Origin of the sequence: Arthrobacter sp. StoSoilB19 (assembly GCF_019977275.1) — a bacterium.
In the GTDB taxonomy this organism is placed as follows: Bacteria; Actinomycetota; Actinomycetes; order Actinomycetales; family Micrococcaceae; genus Arthrobacter.
On record NZ_AP024650.1, the window covers coordinates 322,861 to 338,307 of the forward strand.

The 15,447-nt window shown below is 67.8% G+C and carries 10 protein-coding genes and 1 pseudogene; 9 read left to right on the forward strand and 2 right to left on the reverse strand.

The genetic code is table 11. The features are described 5' to 3' along the window. Positions 1-166: 166 nt before the first annotated feature. The 7 genes from LDO86_RS01585 to LDO86_RS01615 all read left to right on the forward strand — a co-directional run bounded on the left by LDO86_RS01585 (position 167) and on the right by LDO86_RS01615 (position 9,691). Positions 167-1,723: an ABC transporter substrate-binding protein gene (locus tag LDO86_RS01585; protein ID WP_018770874.1), complete on the forward strand. Its 1,557-nt coding sequence runs from the start codon at positions 167-169 to the stop codon at positions 1,721-1,723. 63 nt (positions 1,724-1,786) lie between these two features. After that, a complete protein-coding gene (locus LDO86_RS01590) occupies positions 1,787-2,740 on the forward strand; it encodes an ABC transporter permease (protein ID WP_018770873.1) in 954 nt (317 codons plus the stop codon). Next, the gene (locus tag LDO86_RS01595; protein ID WP_018770872.1) at positions 2,737-4,851 is read left to right on the forward strand and encodes a dipeptide/oligopeptide/nickel ABC transporter permease/ATP-binding protein; all 2,115 of its coding nucleotides are present in this window, start codon (positions 2,737-2,739) and stop codon (positions 4,849-4,851) included. Before LDO86_RS01590 ends, LDO86_RS01595 begins: the two co-directional genes overlap by 4 nt. Then, positions 4,848-5,855 (forward strand): ABC transporter ATP-binding protein, encoded by a 1,008-nt coding sequence (locus LDO86_RS01600; RefSeq protein ID WP_018770871.1) that lies wholly within the window; start codon positions 4,848-4,850, stop codon positions 5,853-5,855. Before LDO86_RS01595 ends, LDO86_RS01600 begins: the two co-directional genes overlap by 4 nt. A gap of 57 nt (positions 5,856-5,912) precedes the next feature. Next, complete coding sequence (locus LDO86_RS01605) at positions 5,913-8,207, forward strand: family 78 glycoside hydrolase catalytic domain (RefSeq protein WP_018770870.1); 2,295 nt, start codon at positions 5,913-5,915, stop codon at positions 8,205-8,207. Next, the gene (locus LDO86_RS01610) at positions 8,207-9,163 is read left to right on the forward strand and encodes a glycoside hydrolase family 43 protein (RefSeq protein WP_051081419.1); all 957 of its coding nucleotides are present in this window, start codon (positions 8,207-8,209) and stop codon (positions 9,161-9,163) included. Before LDO86_RS01605 ends, LDO86_RS01610 begins: the two co-directional genes overlap by 1 nt. A gap of 60 nt (positions 9,164-9,223) precedes the next feature. Further along, complete coding sequence (locus LDO86_RS01615; protein WP_018770868.1) at positions 9,224-9,691, forward strand: hypothetical protein; 468 nt, start codon at positions 9,224-9,226, stop codon at positions 9,689-9,691. Here LDO86_RS01615 and LDO86_RS01620 read toward each other — a convergent pair. After that, positions 9,688-10,618, reverse strand: a pseudogene (locus tag LDO86_RS01620) (intradiol ring-cleavage dioxygenase). The gene LDO86_RS01615 and the pseudogene LDO86_RS01620 sit on opposite strands and share 4 nt — an antisense overlap. A 101-nt stretch (positions 10,619-10,719) precedes the next feature. Beyond that, entirely contained in the window at positions 10,720-11,550 is an 831-nt protein-coding gene (locus tag LDO86_RS01625; RefSeq protein ID WP_018770867.1) for an IclR family transcriptional regulator, read from the reverse strand. Between the two features lie 137 nt (positions 11,551-11,687). Here LDO86_RS01625 and LDO86_RS01630 point away from each other — a divergent pair, with 137 nt between their 5' ends. Further along, positions 11,688-14,420, forward strand: coding sequence for an alpha-L-rhamnosidase (locus LDO86_RS01630; RefSeq protein WP_223993457.1), 2,733 nt, complete (start codon positions 11,688-11,690; stop codon positions 14,418-14,420). After that, complete coding sequence (locus LDO86_RS01635; RefSeq protein ID WP_018770865.1) at positions 14,417-15,439, forward strand: alpha/beta hydrolase; 1,023 nt, start codon at positions 14,417-14,419, stop codon at positions 15,437-15,439. Before LDO86_RS01630 ends, LDO86_RS01635 begins: the two co-directional genes overlap by 4 nt. The last annotated feature ends 8 nt before the right edge of the window (positions 15,440-15,447 follow it).

A 15,447-nucleotide genomic window follows, 5' to 3' on the forward strand; every position in this document is an offset into this window, starting at 1 on the left:
CATCCATCCTTCCGCCCGGCGTGACCGCCGCCACAATACCTTTTCAATCAATGACATTGTCATGTTTGGCGCCTGTGGTCCCGGCTGATTCTTGAAGGGAGCCGGCGAGCAGCCAGCCCCCACAACCGTTCCTCCGTCATCACATCAGAATGCAAAGGCGCACTACATGAAACTTCCGAACTCCACCGCCCGTGCGAGCTCCGCCGTTCTGGCCGGTGCCCTGCTGATGGGTTCCCTGGCCGCCTGCGGCGGCGGGTCCAGCCAGGCCGCCGCAAAGGCTGATACCAGCAGCCTCACCCTGGCCATCGACAGCGACTCAGCCTCCTTCGGGTTCGACCCGCTGCGCGTCTCCGCAGCCCAGCGCCAGTTCTTCGAAGGCCTCTACGACAGCCTGATGACCCTTCAGCCGGATGGTTCCGCAGGTCCGGGCCTGGCCAAGGACTTCAGCTACAACGCGGACAACACCGTCCTGACGCTGAACCTCAAGGACGACGTCACGTTCACCGACGGCTCCAAACTGGATGCCGCCCTGGTCAAGGCCAACCTGGACCGCCGCTCCGATCCCGCGCTGAGCGCCTACTCCGCCGTCGCGAAGGGCGGCGCCCAGGAAATCACCTCCGTGGACGTGGTCAGCCCCACCCAGGTGGCCCTGACCTTCGCCAAGCCGCAGCCCGGATTCGAGAAAAACCTGGCCTCCACCACCGGCATGATCGTGGGCAGGAACGGCGTCACCGACACCTCCAGCCTCGCTGCAACCCCTGACGGCTCGGGACCGTACACCCTTGACCCCTCCACCGTGAAGGGCAACAAGTACGTCCTGGTGAAGAACGACAAGAGCGCGGACGCCTCCAAGTACGCCTACAAGAAGGTGGTCTTCAGCGTGGTCCAGGACCCGCAGGCCCGCGCCAACGCCCTGGTCTCCGGCCAGGCCGACGTTGCCATGCTGACGTCCTCCACGGTGGACTTCGCCAAGTCCAAGGGCGTTGGCGTTTCCCAGATCGGCGGCACTGTGAACACCATGATCTCCTTCGACAAGATCGGCAAGACCGCACCGGCGTTCGCCCAGGAGAAGGTCCGCCAGGCCATTCAGTACGCCATCAACCGCCAGGCCCTGGTGGATGCCCTGCACAAGGGCGACATCCCTGCATGGAACGCCCTGCCCAAGGATTCGGCCGGCTTCACCAAGGACCTGGAAACCACATTCGCGTACAACCCGGACAAGGCCAAGAGCCTGCTGGCCGAGGCCGGATACCCCAACGGCTTCGAGTTCACCATCATCGCAAGCGCGCAGACCCAGACGGACCTGCAGGCCGTCCAGAAGGACCTCGCCGCCGTCGGCATCACCATGAAAGTCAAGATGGCAGCCTCCACCGACGAAGCGTTCGCCGCCGTCGCCACCACACCCCTTGGCTACGCTCCCCTGAACTGGGACAACCCCGTCGGCGTGATGTACGGAGCCATCCTGAACGGCTTCACCAACGTGCAAAAGGCCACCGATGACAAGCTCAGCGCCGCTACCGGCGAGCTGGCCGCGGCCAAAGACGACGCCGCCGTCAAGGCAGCCGCCACCAAGCTGAACACCCGCCTGGTGGAGTCAGGCTGGATGATCCCGCTGTATGAGGCGCTGACCAACCAGGGCTACAACACCAAGAAGGTGGCCCAGGTGAAGTTCGCCGGCACCAACGCCTACCCGCTCCTCTCGTCCTACACGCCGGCCAGCTAATACCCGCACCTTCCCGCCGGGCCCTCCCCAAACAGGAGGGCCCGGCCGGGCAGGGCCTGACCGATGGAGGTCACCATGGCACTATTCATCACTAAGCGCCTGCTGATGGCGCTGGCCACCGTGCTGGTGGTTGCGGTGCTGGCATTCCTGCTGGTGCACGCAATGCCCGGCAGCCCGGGAGCCGTCTCCCTCGGCGCAGGCGCCTCCCAGGAAGCCATCGACGAGGTCAACCAGAGGATGGGCTGGAACGATCCGCTGTTCACACAGTTCTTCACGTGGCTTGGTTCCGCCGTCCAGGGCGACCTGGGCGTCTCGCTCATCGATGGCCGCTCCGTCAGCGCCGACCTCGCCGGCCGCCTCCCCGTCACAGCCTCGCTTGCCGCCGGCGCCACCGTCCTCAGCGCGGTCCTGGGCATCGCCCTGGGCGTCACCGCAGCGGTCCGCGGCGGCCTCCTGGACCAGGTGATCGGCGGCTTCGTTGGACTCCTGGTCGCCCTGCCGGCGTTCTGGGTGGGCGTCCTCTTCGTGTACCTGTTCGCCGTCCAGTCCTCCATCTTCCCGGCCACCGGCTACGTGCCGTTCGAGGCCTCACCGCAGGACTGGGCCCTGTCCCTGGCGCTGCCGGTGATCACCCTCGCCGTGGGCGGCGCTGCCTTCATAGCCCGCCAGACCCGGGCGTCCATGCTCGAGGCGCTGCAGCAGGAACACATCCGCACGCTGCGCGCCACGGCCACCCCCACCTGGAAGATCCTCTACGTCCATGCCCTGCGCTACGCCAGCCTGCCCATCGTGGCCGGCATCGCCCTGCAGTTCATCGGCCTGTTCGGCGGCTCCGTCATCGCCGAGCAGCTGTTCGCCATGCCCGGCCTGGGCCAGGCCGTCCAGACCTCCGTCAGCACCCATGATGCCCCCGCCGTCCAGGGCGTGGTGGTGATCGCCACCGTGGTGGTGGTTGCCGTCAACCTGGTGCTGGAGCTGGCCACCAAGTTCCTCGACCCGAAGTTGCGTGCCTCATGATCCCAACAGTTACCCCGGCCCCCGCGGACGCGGACCAGGCAGGAAGTACGACGCCGGCAGCAGCCCCCGCGCGCAACGCCGGCAGGGCGGCCATCACCAAGGTATCCCGGCACGGGCTGTTCACTTCGCCGGGCGCCGTGGCCGGCCTGGCCTGGCTTGCGGCGCTTGTCACCGCGTCGCTGACAGCGCCGCTGTGGCTGCCCTTCAAGACAGAGGACCAGGATTTCACCTCAGTCCTCTCCGGCCCCATCGCCGCCCACTGGCTGGGAACGGACGAACTGGGCCGCGACATCCTCAGCCGGATCTTCGCCGCCGCAGCCGGCACCCTGGGGACGTCCATGCTCACGGTGATTGTCGGCGTCGGGCTCGGCACCATCCTGGCCATGCTTGCTGCCGGCACCGGCGAACGCGTGGAGGCCGTGATCAGCAGGGTTACCGAGATCATGATGTCCCTGCCGGGAACCGTGATCATCCTGGCCGTCATCGGCGCGGTGGGAACCAACATCCCCGTGGTTATGGCCATCCTGGGCATCCTGATGTCCGCCGGCATCTACCGCGTGATCCTGGGCCAGGCCAAGTCCCTGCAGTCCCAGCTCTACGTGGATGCGGCCAAGGTGGACGGCGTCAACCCACTGCGGATCAGCCTCCGGCACGTCCTGCCCGGCCTGGCGAACACCATCGTGGTCCAGTCCGCGCTGATCTTCGCTGTGGGCATGCTCATCCAGGCCGGCCTCGCGTTCATCGGCTTCGGCCCGCCCATCCCGCAGCCCAGCTGGGGCGGCATGATCCAGGGCGCCTCACAGCACGTCTATGACGCCCCCTGGATGATGGTGCCCACCGGTGCCGTGCTGGCGCTCACCGTCCTCTCCGCCAATGCCATCGGCAATGCCCTGGGCAAGGCCCCCAACGCGGCCGCACCGCACCTGCCCTCCGCCGCGGCACGCCGGCAGCGCGCCAAGGCCGTCGCCGCCATCGCGGCGGAGGCGCCCGGATCGGAGGACTTGGCCGCATTGGACGGCGCCTCTGCCGATAAGGAGACGCTCAGCGTCCGTAACCTGTCCGTCGGCGTCGACAGTGCAGGTACAGGCACCGGCGTCCGCCTGGTCACCGATGTCTCGTTCGACGTCCAGCCCGGCACCGTCCTGGGTTTGGTGGGGGAGTCCGGCTGTGGCAAGACCATGACCGCGCTGTCCTTGTTGGGCCTGCTGCCCTCGGGCGTAAGTGTCACCGGCGGCCAGATCCTCTGGAACGGAAGAAACCTGGCAGCGGTGGCGGAGAGGGACATGGAAGCAGTGCGCGGCCGGGAGATCGCGCTGATCAGCCAGGAACCCATGCGCGCCCTGGACCCGATGTTCACCGTGGGGTACCAGCTCACCGCGACCATCCGCCGGCTCCGCGGCATGGGCAGGACCGAGGCCCGCCAGGAGGCGCAGACCCTGCTGGAAAAGGTGGGCATCGTGGACGCGGCGCGGATCCTGAAGACCTATCCGCACCAGATCAGCGGCGGCATGGCCCAGCGCGTGGCGATTGCCCTGGCACTGGCCGGGCAGCCGAAGCTGCTGGTGGCGGACGAGCCCACCACGGCCCTGGACGTCACGGTGCAGGCCGAAATCCTGTCCCTGCTCCGGACCCTGGTGAAGGACACAGGCATGTCCGTGGTGATGGTGACCCACGACCTTGGTGTGGTGGCGGACATCTGCGACCAGGTGGCCGTCATGTACGCCGGCCAGGTGGTGGAGAACGGCACAACCCAGGCCGTCCTGGACCACCCCCGCCACCCTTACACCCTGGCGCTCCTGGCCGCAGACCCGCACGCCAACCACGCAGACGACATGCCGGAACGTCTCGCCACCATCAGCGGACAGGTGCCGCAGCCCAAGGACTGGCCCACCGGCTGCCGGTTCGCGGCCCGCTGCCAGTTCGCCGGCTCAGCCTGCATGGAACCCGTGCAGCTGCTGCGCTCCGGCGCCGGCGAAGGGCTGGTGCGGTGTGTCAAAGCGGACCAGCTGGCCGTCGAAGGCATGGACTGGCTGGCCACGGACGTGCCCGCCTCCCGCGTTTTGGAGGTCACCCCCAAGCAAAACCCGATCGTTGAAAAGGACCCGGCATGAGCACCGCAGTGACCGAGCGCCAAGATTCCGCGGCTTCCTCCGCCGCCACCCCCATGCTTGAGATCAAGGACCTGGTGGTCCGCTTTGGACGGGGCCGGAAGGCAGCCGCCGCACCGGCCGCCGTCGACCATGTCAGCTTCAGCATCGCACCCGGGGAGACTGTGGGACTGGTGGGGGAGTCCGGATCCGGAAAGTCCACCATTGGCAAGGCAATCCTGGGCCTGCAAAAGGTCTCCGGCGGCACCATCACCTACCAGGGCAAGGACATCACCTCCGCCAGCGCCAAGGAGCGCCGGGCCCTGGGCGGGGAACTGCGTGCCGTCTTCCAGGACCCCAACTCATCGCTGAACCCGCGGAACACCATCGGCACGTCCCTGGCCGAACCGCTGCGCCTGCGAGGGGTTTCAGCGGCAGAGGCACGCGCCAAGGCCGGGGACATGCTCGAACGCGTGGGCCTGCCGCGGGACGCCGTGGACCGCTACCCCAGCCAGTTCTCCGGCGGCCAGCGCCAGCGCATTTCAGTGGCGCGTGCCCTCATCTGCGATCCCCAACTGGTGGTCTGCGACGAAGCCGTCAGCGCCCTTGACCTCTCCACCCAGGCGCAGGTGCTCAACCTCCTGGCCGACCTCCGCGACGAGCGGGGCCTGAGCTACCTGTTCATCGCCCATGACATCGCCGTGGTCCAGTTCCTGGCCCAGCGCGTGGTGGTGCTCTACCGCGGGCAGGTCATGGAAAGCGGACCTGCCGCGGCCGTCACCGGGAACCCCAGGCACCCCTTCACCCAGGCCCTCGTGGCAGCGTCCCCGGTGCCCCGGCCGGCGGAACAGGCCGAACGCCGCGAAGCCCGCGAATCGCTTGGCGTCCGCACCGGGGCGGCCGCGGTCCCCGGGCCCGGCGGATGCCCCTTCCGGCTCCGCTGCCCCCTGGCCACTGACCTGTGCGCCACCGAACGGCCGGCCCTGCGGCGTGTGGGTGCGGCGGATGTGGCCTGCCACTACGCCTGACCGGCACTTCTTCCACCTGCTTTTGACCAGCTTCCACCAGAACGGAACCCTCCTTCCATGACCTCCACGCCCTGGCACGCCGCCATGATCACGCCCCAACAGGACTTTGACGGCGCCCCCCTGCTCCGCAAGGAATTTACGCTCGACGAGGGCCACGGCGGCGTGGTGAAGGGGACACTCCGGGCCACCGCCCTCGGCGTCTACGAGGCATCCATCAACGGCACTCCGGTGGGGCCAGACGTCCTGGGCCCCGGCTGGAGTTCCTACGAATGGCGGCTGCGCTACCGCAGCTACGACGTCACCTCCCTGCTGGCGCCAACCAGCGTGCTGGGGGTGGAACTGGGCAACGGCTGGTACCGCGGACGGCTGGCCTGGCACGGGATGTCCAACCTGTACGGCAGTGAGCTGGGGTTCCTCGGCCAGCTGGACATCGAGTTCGACGACGGACACGTCCAGTCGGTCGCCTCTGACACCTCCTGGCAGGCAGGCCCCTCCGCCACCACCTTCAACGACCTCTACGACGGCCAGACCATCGACGCCCGCCGCCTGCAAAAGGGCTGGGCGGAGCCCGGCTTTGTACCCGGTGCTGACTGGACGGGTGTGCGTGGGCTGGCGTTCGACGGCGGCCGGCTGGCTGAGCCGGTGGGCCCGCCCGTGGTGCGTGCCGGCGTCGTGCATCCCGTGGAAATCCGCACCTCACCCACCGGCCGGACGCTGGTGGACTTCGGCCAGAACCTGGTGGGCTGGCTCCGCTTCACGGTGCGGGGCGAGGCCGGGCAGGCCATTACCGTGCGGCACGCCGAGGTCCTGGAAGACGGCGAACTCGGCGTCCGGCCCCTGCGGTCAGCCAAAGCCACGGACACGTTCATCCTCTCCGGCGGGAAAGACGACTTTGAACCCACCAAGACCTTCCACGGCTTCCGCTACGCCGAGATCACCGGCTGGCCGGGCGACCTCACCGATGGTGACTTGGAAGCCGTGGTGGTCCACTCCGACCTCGAGCGCACCGGCACCTTCGAATGTTCCAACGAACTCGTCAACCAGCTGCACCGCAACATCGTCTGGGGCCTCCGCGGGAACTTCCTGGACCTGCCCACCGACTGCCCGCAGCGCGACGAGCGGCTGGGCTGGACCGGCGACATCGCGGTCTTCGCCCCCACTGCTGCCTACCTGTACGACGTCAAAGGGTTCCTGCAGGACTGGCTGCTGGACCTGGCCGCCGAGCAGAAGGCCGCGAACGGTCTGGTGCCCATCACCGTGCCCGATGCCCTGAAATTCTGCCCGCAGCCGCCCGAATTCCCGGCTCCGGAATCGTCCGCCCTGTGGAGTGAAGCCTCCGTGTGGGTGCCATGGGCACTCTGGGAGGCCTACGGGGACCTCAGCGTGCTGCGGAACCAGTACGAGTCGATGGCCTCGCACACCCGCCGGGTGGAGGGGCTGCTCTCGCCCACCGGCCTGTGGGACTCCGGCTTCCAGTTCGGCGACTGGCTGGACCCCGACGCCGCGCCGGACCAGCCATGGGCGGCCAAGGCAGACACCGGCGTGGTGGCCACCGCCTGCATGTACCGCACCGCGCGCCTAACCGCCCAGGCTGCCGGGCTGCTGGGCAGGCACGACGACGAGGCCCACTTCGAGGCGCTCGCCGCCCGGGTGCGTACCGCCTTCGCCGAGAACTACGTCGCTGCCGACGGCACCATCCGCAGCGACTGCACCACGGTCTACGCGCTGGCTATCGCCTTCGACATCCTGGCCACCCCGGAGCTGCGGGAGTTCGCCGGGACCCGCCTGGCCGAGCTGGTCCGGGACAACGGCTACCGCGTGTCCACCGGATTCGCGGGCACCCCGTTCATCACGCACGCGCTGACGGACACCGGCCACATGGACGAGGCCTACCGGCTGCTGCTGGAGAAGGGCTGCCCGTCCTGGCTGTACCCCGTGACGATGGGAGCCACCACGGTCTGGGAACGCTGGGACTCCATGCTCCCCGACGGCACCATCAACCCCGGCGAAATGACCAGCTTCAACCACTACGCCCTGGGCGCCGTTGCCGACTGGATGCACAAAGCCATCGGCGGCATCCGACCGCTGGAACCGGGCTACGCGCGCGTCCTCATCGCCCCGCAGCCGGGCCAAGGAATCGACTGGGCCAGGACCTCCCTGAAGACTCCGCACGGTGAGGTCCGGGTTGAATGGACGCTCGACGGCGGTGCGTTCCGCCTCGAGGCGACCGTCCCTGACGGGGTGGCGGCCGACGTCGTCCTTCCCGACGGTGCGCAGCGCACCGTTGAGGGCGGCACCCACTCTTTCGAAGGGCGCGTTGCCCCCATGCCCGATTACGAGGCAAGCCGCTGATGGGCAGACAGGAGACGGTTCGGCTCCTGCGCCTCGATCAAATCCGGATGCGGGACCCTTTCATCCTGGAACCGGTTCCGGGGGAGTTTGTCCTGTTCGGAACCAGCGACAGGAACGTGTGGAGTGGCCCCGCCACCGGCTTTGACTGCTATACCAGCAATGACCTTGAACACTGGGAAGGCCCCTTTGCGGCCTTCCGGCCGCCAGCGGATTTTTGGGCGGACGCGCAGTTCTGGGCTCCGGAGGTGTACGCCCTTGACGGACGGTTCTTCATGTTCGGCACCTTTGCGACGTCAACGGGCAACCGCCCCCGGGGCGTCGCGGTTCTTGCCTCGGATCTGGCCACGGGCCCCTACCAGCCCTGGAGTGACGGAGCCGTGACGCCGGCGGCCGAACCGTGCCTCGACGGGACGCTGTATATCGACGAGGATTCCACCCGCTGGCTCGTCTACAGCCGGGGGACGGAGGGAACCGCTGATGCACCAGGGATCACTGACGGCGAGATGCGTGCCGTCCGCCTGGCGCCGGACCTGCGCACGGCAGTCGGTGAGCCTGCTCTCCTGTTCAAGGCATCCGCGGCGGCCTGGACCCGGCCGCTGCGGTTCCCGGAGGGGGTGGAACCCCCAAAGGACCTGAACCTTGCCGCAGATCCCCTGTTCACCGATGGACCGTTTGTTGTCCGTTCGCCGGAAGGGTCTTTGCTGATGCTGTGGTCAAGCCACGGCGAGGCCGGGTATGCAATGGGCATCGCCGAGTCGAAAAGCGGAACCATCAAGGGGCCCTGGATCCAGCAGGCGGACCCTGTGTGGTCCAGCAATGGCGGGCATGGAATGGTCCTCCGCACATCCGGCGGGCGTGACTATCTGGTCTTTCACGGGCCGAACGACACACCCAACGAAAGGGTCAGGATCACTGGCGTGGAAATCGACGGGAACAGCATCCGCGTCCTTCGATGAGGTGCAGCGGAGGCGCTGATCTGCAACGATGTGGCAAAAGATCATTCCCAGGGAGGACTCATGCCGTACACCGTGGATTTCAAGAACGTGTCCACCGCCGGTCTGGAATCGTCACCGGTAGCGGAGGCGTTGGCCGGGCTCCGCGCCAACGAGGCCCGCTACTACAAGAATAAATACGACCACGACTTCACGGTGGTCCCTGCCGGGGAAGCGCCGGAAGTGCTGGACTATGTGAACAACATCCTGTCCGCCGAGCGCAACCTGGTGATTGCCTCCAAACCCCTTGAGGTGTCCTCCTTCGAAGTGGACGGGCTGCGAATGGCCTACGTGTTCTACGAGTCAGGGCTGTCCATCAACGTCATGTACGGCATTGAGGAAGGGGGCAAGCGGGCGGTCGGATTCAAGCTCTCGGACGGCATGGACGTTCCGGAAGAGCTGGCGTCCAGCTTCAAGTTCGCCCGCCAAAAGTCGAAGCTGGCGGGCACCATCCGCGGCTCGTACTTCGTGATCAAGGGCGAGTACGCCTAGATGGTCACGTTAGACGCCGCCGCATAGACCGTCGCCGCGGATCCGGTCATGGTGGCCAGCTGGTAGATGCCGCCGTCGTCGCCGAACACGTTGTCTGACTGCAGCGTGGTCCGGGTCATGTTGGTGATGCTCTTTTCGTAACCAGGAGTTGCGTAGACGTCGTCACAGGCCGCTTTGGTCAGGGCAATCTGCGAGACGGTGAGCACCTGGCCGGCGGCGGTGGCGTTGTTCATGGATTCGAACACTTCGAAGTGGATGTGCGGCCACCGTCCGGCGTAGGCACCCGGGAAGATGGACGTGAAGGTGACCTGGCCGTTGGCGTCTGCCTCCTGGACGCCGCGCAGGTAGTTTTCGTTTTTCAGGCTCGAGTCGTACATCGAGTACTTGCCGTCGCGGTCGCAATGCCAGGCGTAGACCGCCGCGCCCGCCAGCGGTGTGCAGCCGTTGGCGTTGTCCAGCAGGGTGAGGGTGAAGGTCAACGGGACGCCCACCGCTTTAGCGGACGCGGTGCCGAAGCTGGAGGTGATGTCCTGCCGCACCACGCCGGAGGCTTCCAGGACGTTGGGTCCGTTGGAGCCGTCGCCCGGGTACGGTCCGGCGGTTTCCTGGGGAATCTCCACGCCGCACTCGGCAATGGCCCGGGTAATGGTGGGTGTCGACGTGGCGGAGGACGATGCCGTAGCCGAAGCCGATGCGGATTCGGTGGAAGCCGCCGTGGCGGTTGCGTCCGTGGCTGACGGCGCAGCCGTGGTTGATCCGTTGGGGCTGCAGGCAGCGAGTGCGACGGCGGCGCCGCCGGCACCGAGGAACATGCCGAGGGAGCGGCGGCTCATCAGCGTCGACAGGTCGATCAAGGCCGCGGTCGTGATCCGGGTGCGGCTGGTGCGCGTTTTCGGGGAGCTCATTGCGGTTGTGCGAAGTGGTCATGAACCCATCAGAAGCCACCGCACTATGCATCCGGTAGGCGGATTCTGTGAGCCACCTGTGTGACGTTGCCCCGCGACCCCGGCCTCGGCCGCGTAGGGCCGCTACCCCTGCGAGTGCGTCCGGGTGCCGGCGCTGACGGCAGCCTGGTGCCCCAGGTTCCTGGAGACGGCGCGGGCGGCCGCGCGGACAGCGGGGGCCAGTACGTTCGGGGGAGTGGACCCGTCCGGGACCACGATGGACAGTGACGCCACCACGGAGCCCTGGGCGTCGAAGATGGGGGACGCCACGGAGACGGTCCGGGACGGGACGGTACGGCGGATCATCGCAATCCCGGTGCGCCGCACATCCGAAAGGGTCCTGCGCAGCTGGCCCTCCGGCAACTCCGGCACTCCGGGCTCGTTTTCCGGCGGCCGCTTCAGGATGGTCTCCTGGAACTGCTGGTCCGCGCCCGCCAGCAGCACCAGCCCGATCGCCGTGGACCGCAGGGGCGCCCGGCCACCCACGCGGTACGCCACCTCCGTGGCATCCTTCGCGGACAGCCGCTCGATCAGCACCGCCTGCTCGTTGTCCCGCACCGCCAGCAGCACGTGGTGCCGGGTGACTTCGAACAGGTCTTCCAGGTAGGGAAGGGCAATTTCCCGCACCCCGTGACCGCGGGGCGACAGCGACGCCACTTCCCACAGCCTGACCCCCACGACATACCGGCCGTCGTCGAGTCTTTCAAGCGCACCCCATGCCACCAGCCGAGCGATCAGCCGCAGTGCGGTGGGCGCGGGCATGTCCGCATACCGGGCGAGTTCCGAGAGCGTCAGTGCCCGCCGCCGGTCGGAGAAGACGGCGAGCAGGCTCAGCGCGCGGTCGATGACGGGTTCGCCCTGTTTGGGCCGCTTTCCGCGGGCAGGCGGGGTGTCCGGGTCCGGAATGACAGTCATGGCGGTGGTTCCTAGCGCTGATGCATTGGTGAGCTGCCCCACAATACTATTTCGACCAATGAAAATGCTGTGTGGGGGATAGGAGCACGCCAACCAAGCTGGAACTCCCAGCACCCGCACCCCAGGAGCCCTGCCGCATGACCGCCCCCACCCGGCTTCGGGCCGAGCACCTGTTGGAAGCGATGGGCCTGACCATCCGGGAGCCCAGCCTCAGCTGGACGCCGCCCGCCGGAACCACAGGCCAGGCGGCATACCGCATCACCGCAAGCAACGGCTGGGACACGGGGAAGGTCGAGTCGGCCGCCTGCAGCGGCATCCCGTACGGCGGGCCGGCGCTGCGCTCGCGGGACCGGTTCGAGTGGCGCGTCCGCACCTGGGACAGGGACGAAAAAGGCACCGAAACACCGAGCGGCTGGTCCCGTCCGATGCCGGTGGAGCTGGGGCTGATGCATGCCGAGGACTGGACGGCGCAGTGGATCGGGCCAGACGAGCCCCAAGTTCCGGCGCCAGAAGACCGGCCCGGCTATGCCCTCACCAAAACCTTCTTCCTGCCGGCGGCCCCGCACAAGGCCCGCGCCTACGCCACCGCGCACGGCATCTATGAGCTATTCATCAACGGCCACCGCGTGGGCGACCAGCAACTCACCCCAGGCTCCACCAGCTACAACACCACGCTCCAGGTCCAGGCCCACGACGTCACCGCCCTGATCCGTGAAGGCAGCAACACCGTGCGAGCCGTCCTCACCGACGGCTGGTACCGCGGCACGTTCGGATACACGCGCGACGCCGACATGTACGGAACGCACACGGCCTTCCTGGCGCAGCTCGAACTGGAGTCACGGGCCGGCAGGCAGGTCATCGGCACCGACAGCTCGTGGCTGGTGTCCGCCACGGAGATCCTCCGTGCCGACCTTATGGCGGGCCAGGGCGTGGACTTCAGGAAGGCCGACGGCGGCAGCGCACCTAAGGCGGGCAACGGCGCCCCGGTTGCCCGCGCACCCCGGCCGTGTTCCGCAGTCGTCCGTCCCGGCAGTTTCACCGCACTGGCCGGACCCCTTGCGCCGCCCACCCGGGTGGCGCAGGAACTTGTTCCGGCGTCCATCACGCGGCTGGCCAACGGCAGCCAGGTGGTGGACTTTGGCCAGAACATCCACGGCTGGGTCCGGCTCACCCGGCTCGGCGCACCGGGCGAAACCGTCACCCTGGAATACGGCGAAGCGCTCGGAGCGGACGGTGACGTCAACCGGGACCATCTGCGCCCCCTCGACTTCCGGGCGCCGGGAGCCTTCCGGGACGCAGGCCAGGTGGACACCGTCACCGCCTCGGGTGCCCCCGGGGAAGTCTTCGAACCCCGGCACACCACCCACGGCTTCCGGTACGTCTCGGTCCAGGGCCTCGCCGCGGGCCTCCAGCCGGGAGACATCACCGGCTGCCTGGTGCGGACGGACCTGGAACGTACTGGCACCTTCAGCTGCAGCGATGCGCGCCTGAACGCACTGCATGACATCGTGGAATGGAGCTTCCTGGGTAACTCCTGCGAGGTCCCCACCGACTGCCCGCAGCGCGAGAAAGCCGGCTGGACCGGGGACTGGCAGCTGTTTGTCCCCACTGCCGCATACCTTTTCGACGTCACAGGCTTCTCCCGCAAGTGGCTGCGCGACGTCCGTGCAGACCAATGGGACAACGGCGTCATCACCAACATCTCGCCGTCCCCCGGGCCCGCGGCCACCTCGGCGGAGTTCATGGGCTTCACCAACGGGTCCGCCGGCTGGGGCGATGCGGTGGTGATGGTGCCCTGGGAGGTCTACCTGGCGTCAGGGGACGCCAGGATCCTCGCCGAAAACTGGGAGGCCATGCAGCGGTGGCTTCACTTTGTGCAGGCTACCGCCGAAACGGAGCGGCACGCCGCGCGCGCCGCCGCAAGCGCAGCGCCCGCGCCGCACGAGCGGTACCTGTGGGACACCGGCTTCCACTTTGGTGAATGGATGGAACCGGACGGCCCCGAACCTGACCTGTTCGCCGCCCGCAGCGCCGACCACGGGATCGTGGCCACGGCCTACTACCGGCACACCACGGACGTGATGGCACGAATCGCTGCTGTCCTGGGCCTGGATACAGAGGCCGCCGAGCTCGCGGAACTTTCACACCTGATCCGGGACGCGTGGGAGACGGAATACCTTGATTTTTCGGGCAGCGTAATCCAAGCCACGCAGGCCAACTGCGTCCGCGCCCTGGCCTTCGACCTTGTCAGCCCCGAACACCGCCCCACGGTCACCTCGCAGCTGGCCGCCCTGATCCGGAACGCCGGCACCCACCTGGGCACCGGCTTCCTGGCCACGCCCTACCTGCTCCCGGTCCTGGCGGACAACGGACAACTGGACCTGGCCTATGAACTCCTGATGCAGGACTCGGAACCGTCCTGGCTGACCATGGTGGACCGCGGCGCCACCACCGTGTGGGAGTTGTGGAACGGCATCGATGCCAACGGCACGCCGCACCAGTCGCTCAACCACTACAGCAAGGGTGCCGTGGTCTCCTTCCTGCACCGCTACACCGCCGGCCTGCGGCAGGCGCCCGGAAGCGCAGGCTGGGAGCGCATCATCATTGAGCCCCGCCCCGGCGCCGGCCTGGCATCCGCCTCCACCTCACACATGGGGCCACGGGGCCTGATCCAGGTGGCCTGGACTGCGGCGGAAGGAGCAATGGACGGCGGCGTGCTGACGCTCACAGCCACGATTCCCTCCGGCACCACCGCGGAGGTGCGGCTCCCCGGCGCGCCGGCCGCCGTCGTCGGGCCGGGACACCACACTTTCCCTGCCGCCACCGGCCGGGGCACTGCACAACCTGCGCTGATGAGGAGCACACTATGACAGTGGATGACGCTACCGGGGTACTCGACCTGTCCCCTTCCGACATGTCGCGTTCTGACATATCCCGTTCCGACACCTCCCGTCCCGGAGGCAGGAAGGTTCCGCCGTTCCCTGTCTTCGATGCCCCGGGCACGGCGGGGCAGGTCTCGGACGTATCCTCCGTGCACCGTGAAGTCACCTACGCCCGGGCCATCGGATTCCGGCCGCTGAAGATGGACATCTGGCTGCCCCGCAAGGCCTTTGGGACCACGCCGATGGTCCTCTGGGTGCACGGCGGAGCGTTCCAGCTGGGCGACCGCCGCGAACTGCCGCCCACCTTCGCCCCCGATTCCGTGTTCCGGCTGCTCAACGAGGCAGGCATCGCCTGCGCCACGGCAGACTACCGGCACTCGCTGGAAGCACCGTTCCCGGCACAGCTCCACGACCTCAAAGCCGCGGTCCGCTACCTCCGGGAGTTCGCCGGGGACCTCAACATCGACCCGGACAGGTTTGGCGCCTGGGGCGAATCAGCAGGCGGACACCTGGTAGCGCTCCTGGGACTCACCGGCAAGCGCGAAGACCTGGAGGGCGGTCTCGGTGCGCAGGGGCACCCAAGCAGCGTCAGCGCCGTCGTCGACTTCTACGGCGTGTCTTCGCTGGTGGACATCCCGCCAATAGTCACCCCGGACGGGCTCTTTCCCCCTTCCTTGACTGCCGCTGTCCCGCCGGGAATGTCGCTGCAGCCCGAGCAGATGCTGGTGGGCGGGTCGGACGACCCGAAACTGCTGGCCGCGGCCAGCCCCGTCATCTACGTATCGGCGGATGCCGCCCCGTTCCTCCTGGTCCACGGCGATTCGGATGGACTGGTCCCGCACTCGCAGACCGAGCTTCTGGCCGCCGCGCTCGCTGGCGCCGGCGTGGAACATGACGTCATGACCATCACGGGCGGCGACCACTGCTTCTTCGGCGCCGAGGACCAGCTGGATACCATCCTGGCCACAGCCGTTGACTACTTCTCACGGAAGTTGGGAACACCATGACACCCCGC

Bases quoted from the DNA above. Each gene is read 5' to 3' on its own strand.
- LDO86_RS01585 (WP_018770874.1), top strand. From the start codon at position 167: ATGAAACTTCCGAACTCCACCGCCCGTGCGAGCTCCGCCGTTCTGGCC.
- LDO86_RS01590 (WP_018770873.1), top strand. From the start codon at position 1,787: ATGGAGGTCACCATGGCACTATTCATCACTAAGCGCCTGCTGATGGCG.
- LDO86_RS01595 (WP_018770872.1), top strand. From the start codon at position 2,737: ATGATCCCAACAGTTACCCCGGCCCCCGCGGACGCGGACCAGGCAGGA.
- LDO86_RS01600 (WP_018770871.1), top strand. From the start codon at position 4,848: ATGAGCACCGCAGTGACCGAGCGCCAAGATTCCGCGGCTTCCTCCGCC.
- LDO86_RS01605 (WP_018770870.1), top strand. From the start codon at position 5,913: ATGACCTCCACGCCCTGGCACGCCGCCATGATCACGCCCCAACAGGAC.
- LDO86_RS01610 (WP_051081419.1), top strand. From the start codon at position 8,207: ATGGGCAGACAGGAGACGGTTCGGCTCCTGCGCCTCGATCAAATCCGG.
- LDO86_RS01615 (WP_018770868.1), top strand. From the start codon at position 9,224: ATGCCGTACACCGTGGATTTCAAGAACGTGTCCACCGCCGGTCTGGAA.
- LDO86_RS01625 (WP_018770867.1), bottom strand. From the start codon at position 11,550: ATGACTGTCATTCCGGACCCGGACACCCCGCCTGCCCGCGGAAAGCGG.
- LDO86_RS01630 (WP_223993457.1), top strand. From the start codon at position 11,688: ATGACCGCCCCCACCCGGCTTCGGGCCGAGCACCTGTTGGAAGCGATG.
- LDO86_RS01635 (WP_018770865.1), top strand. From the start codon at position 14,417: ATGACAGTGGATGACGCTACCGGGGTACTCGACCTGTCCCCTTCCGAC.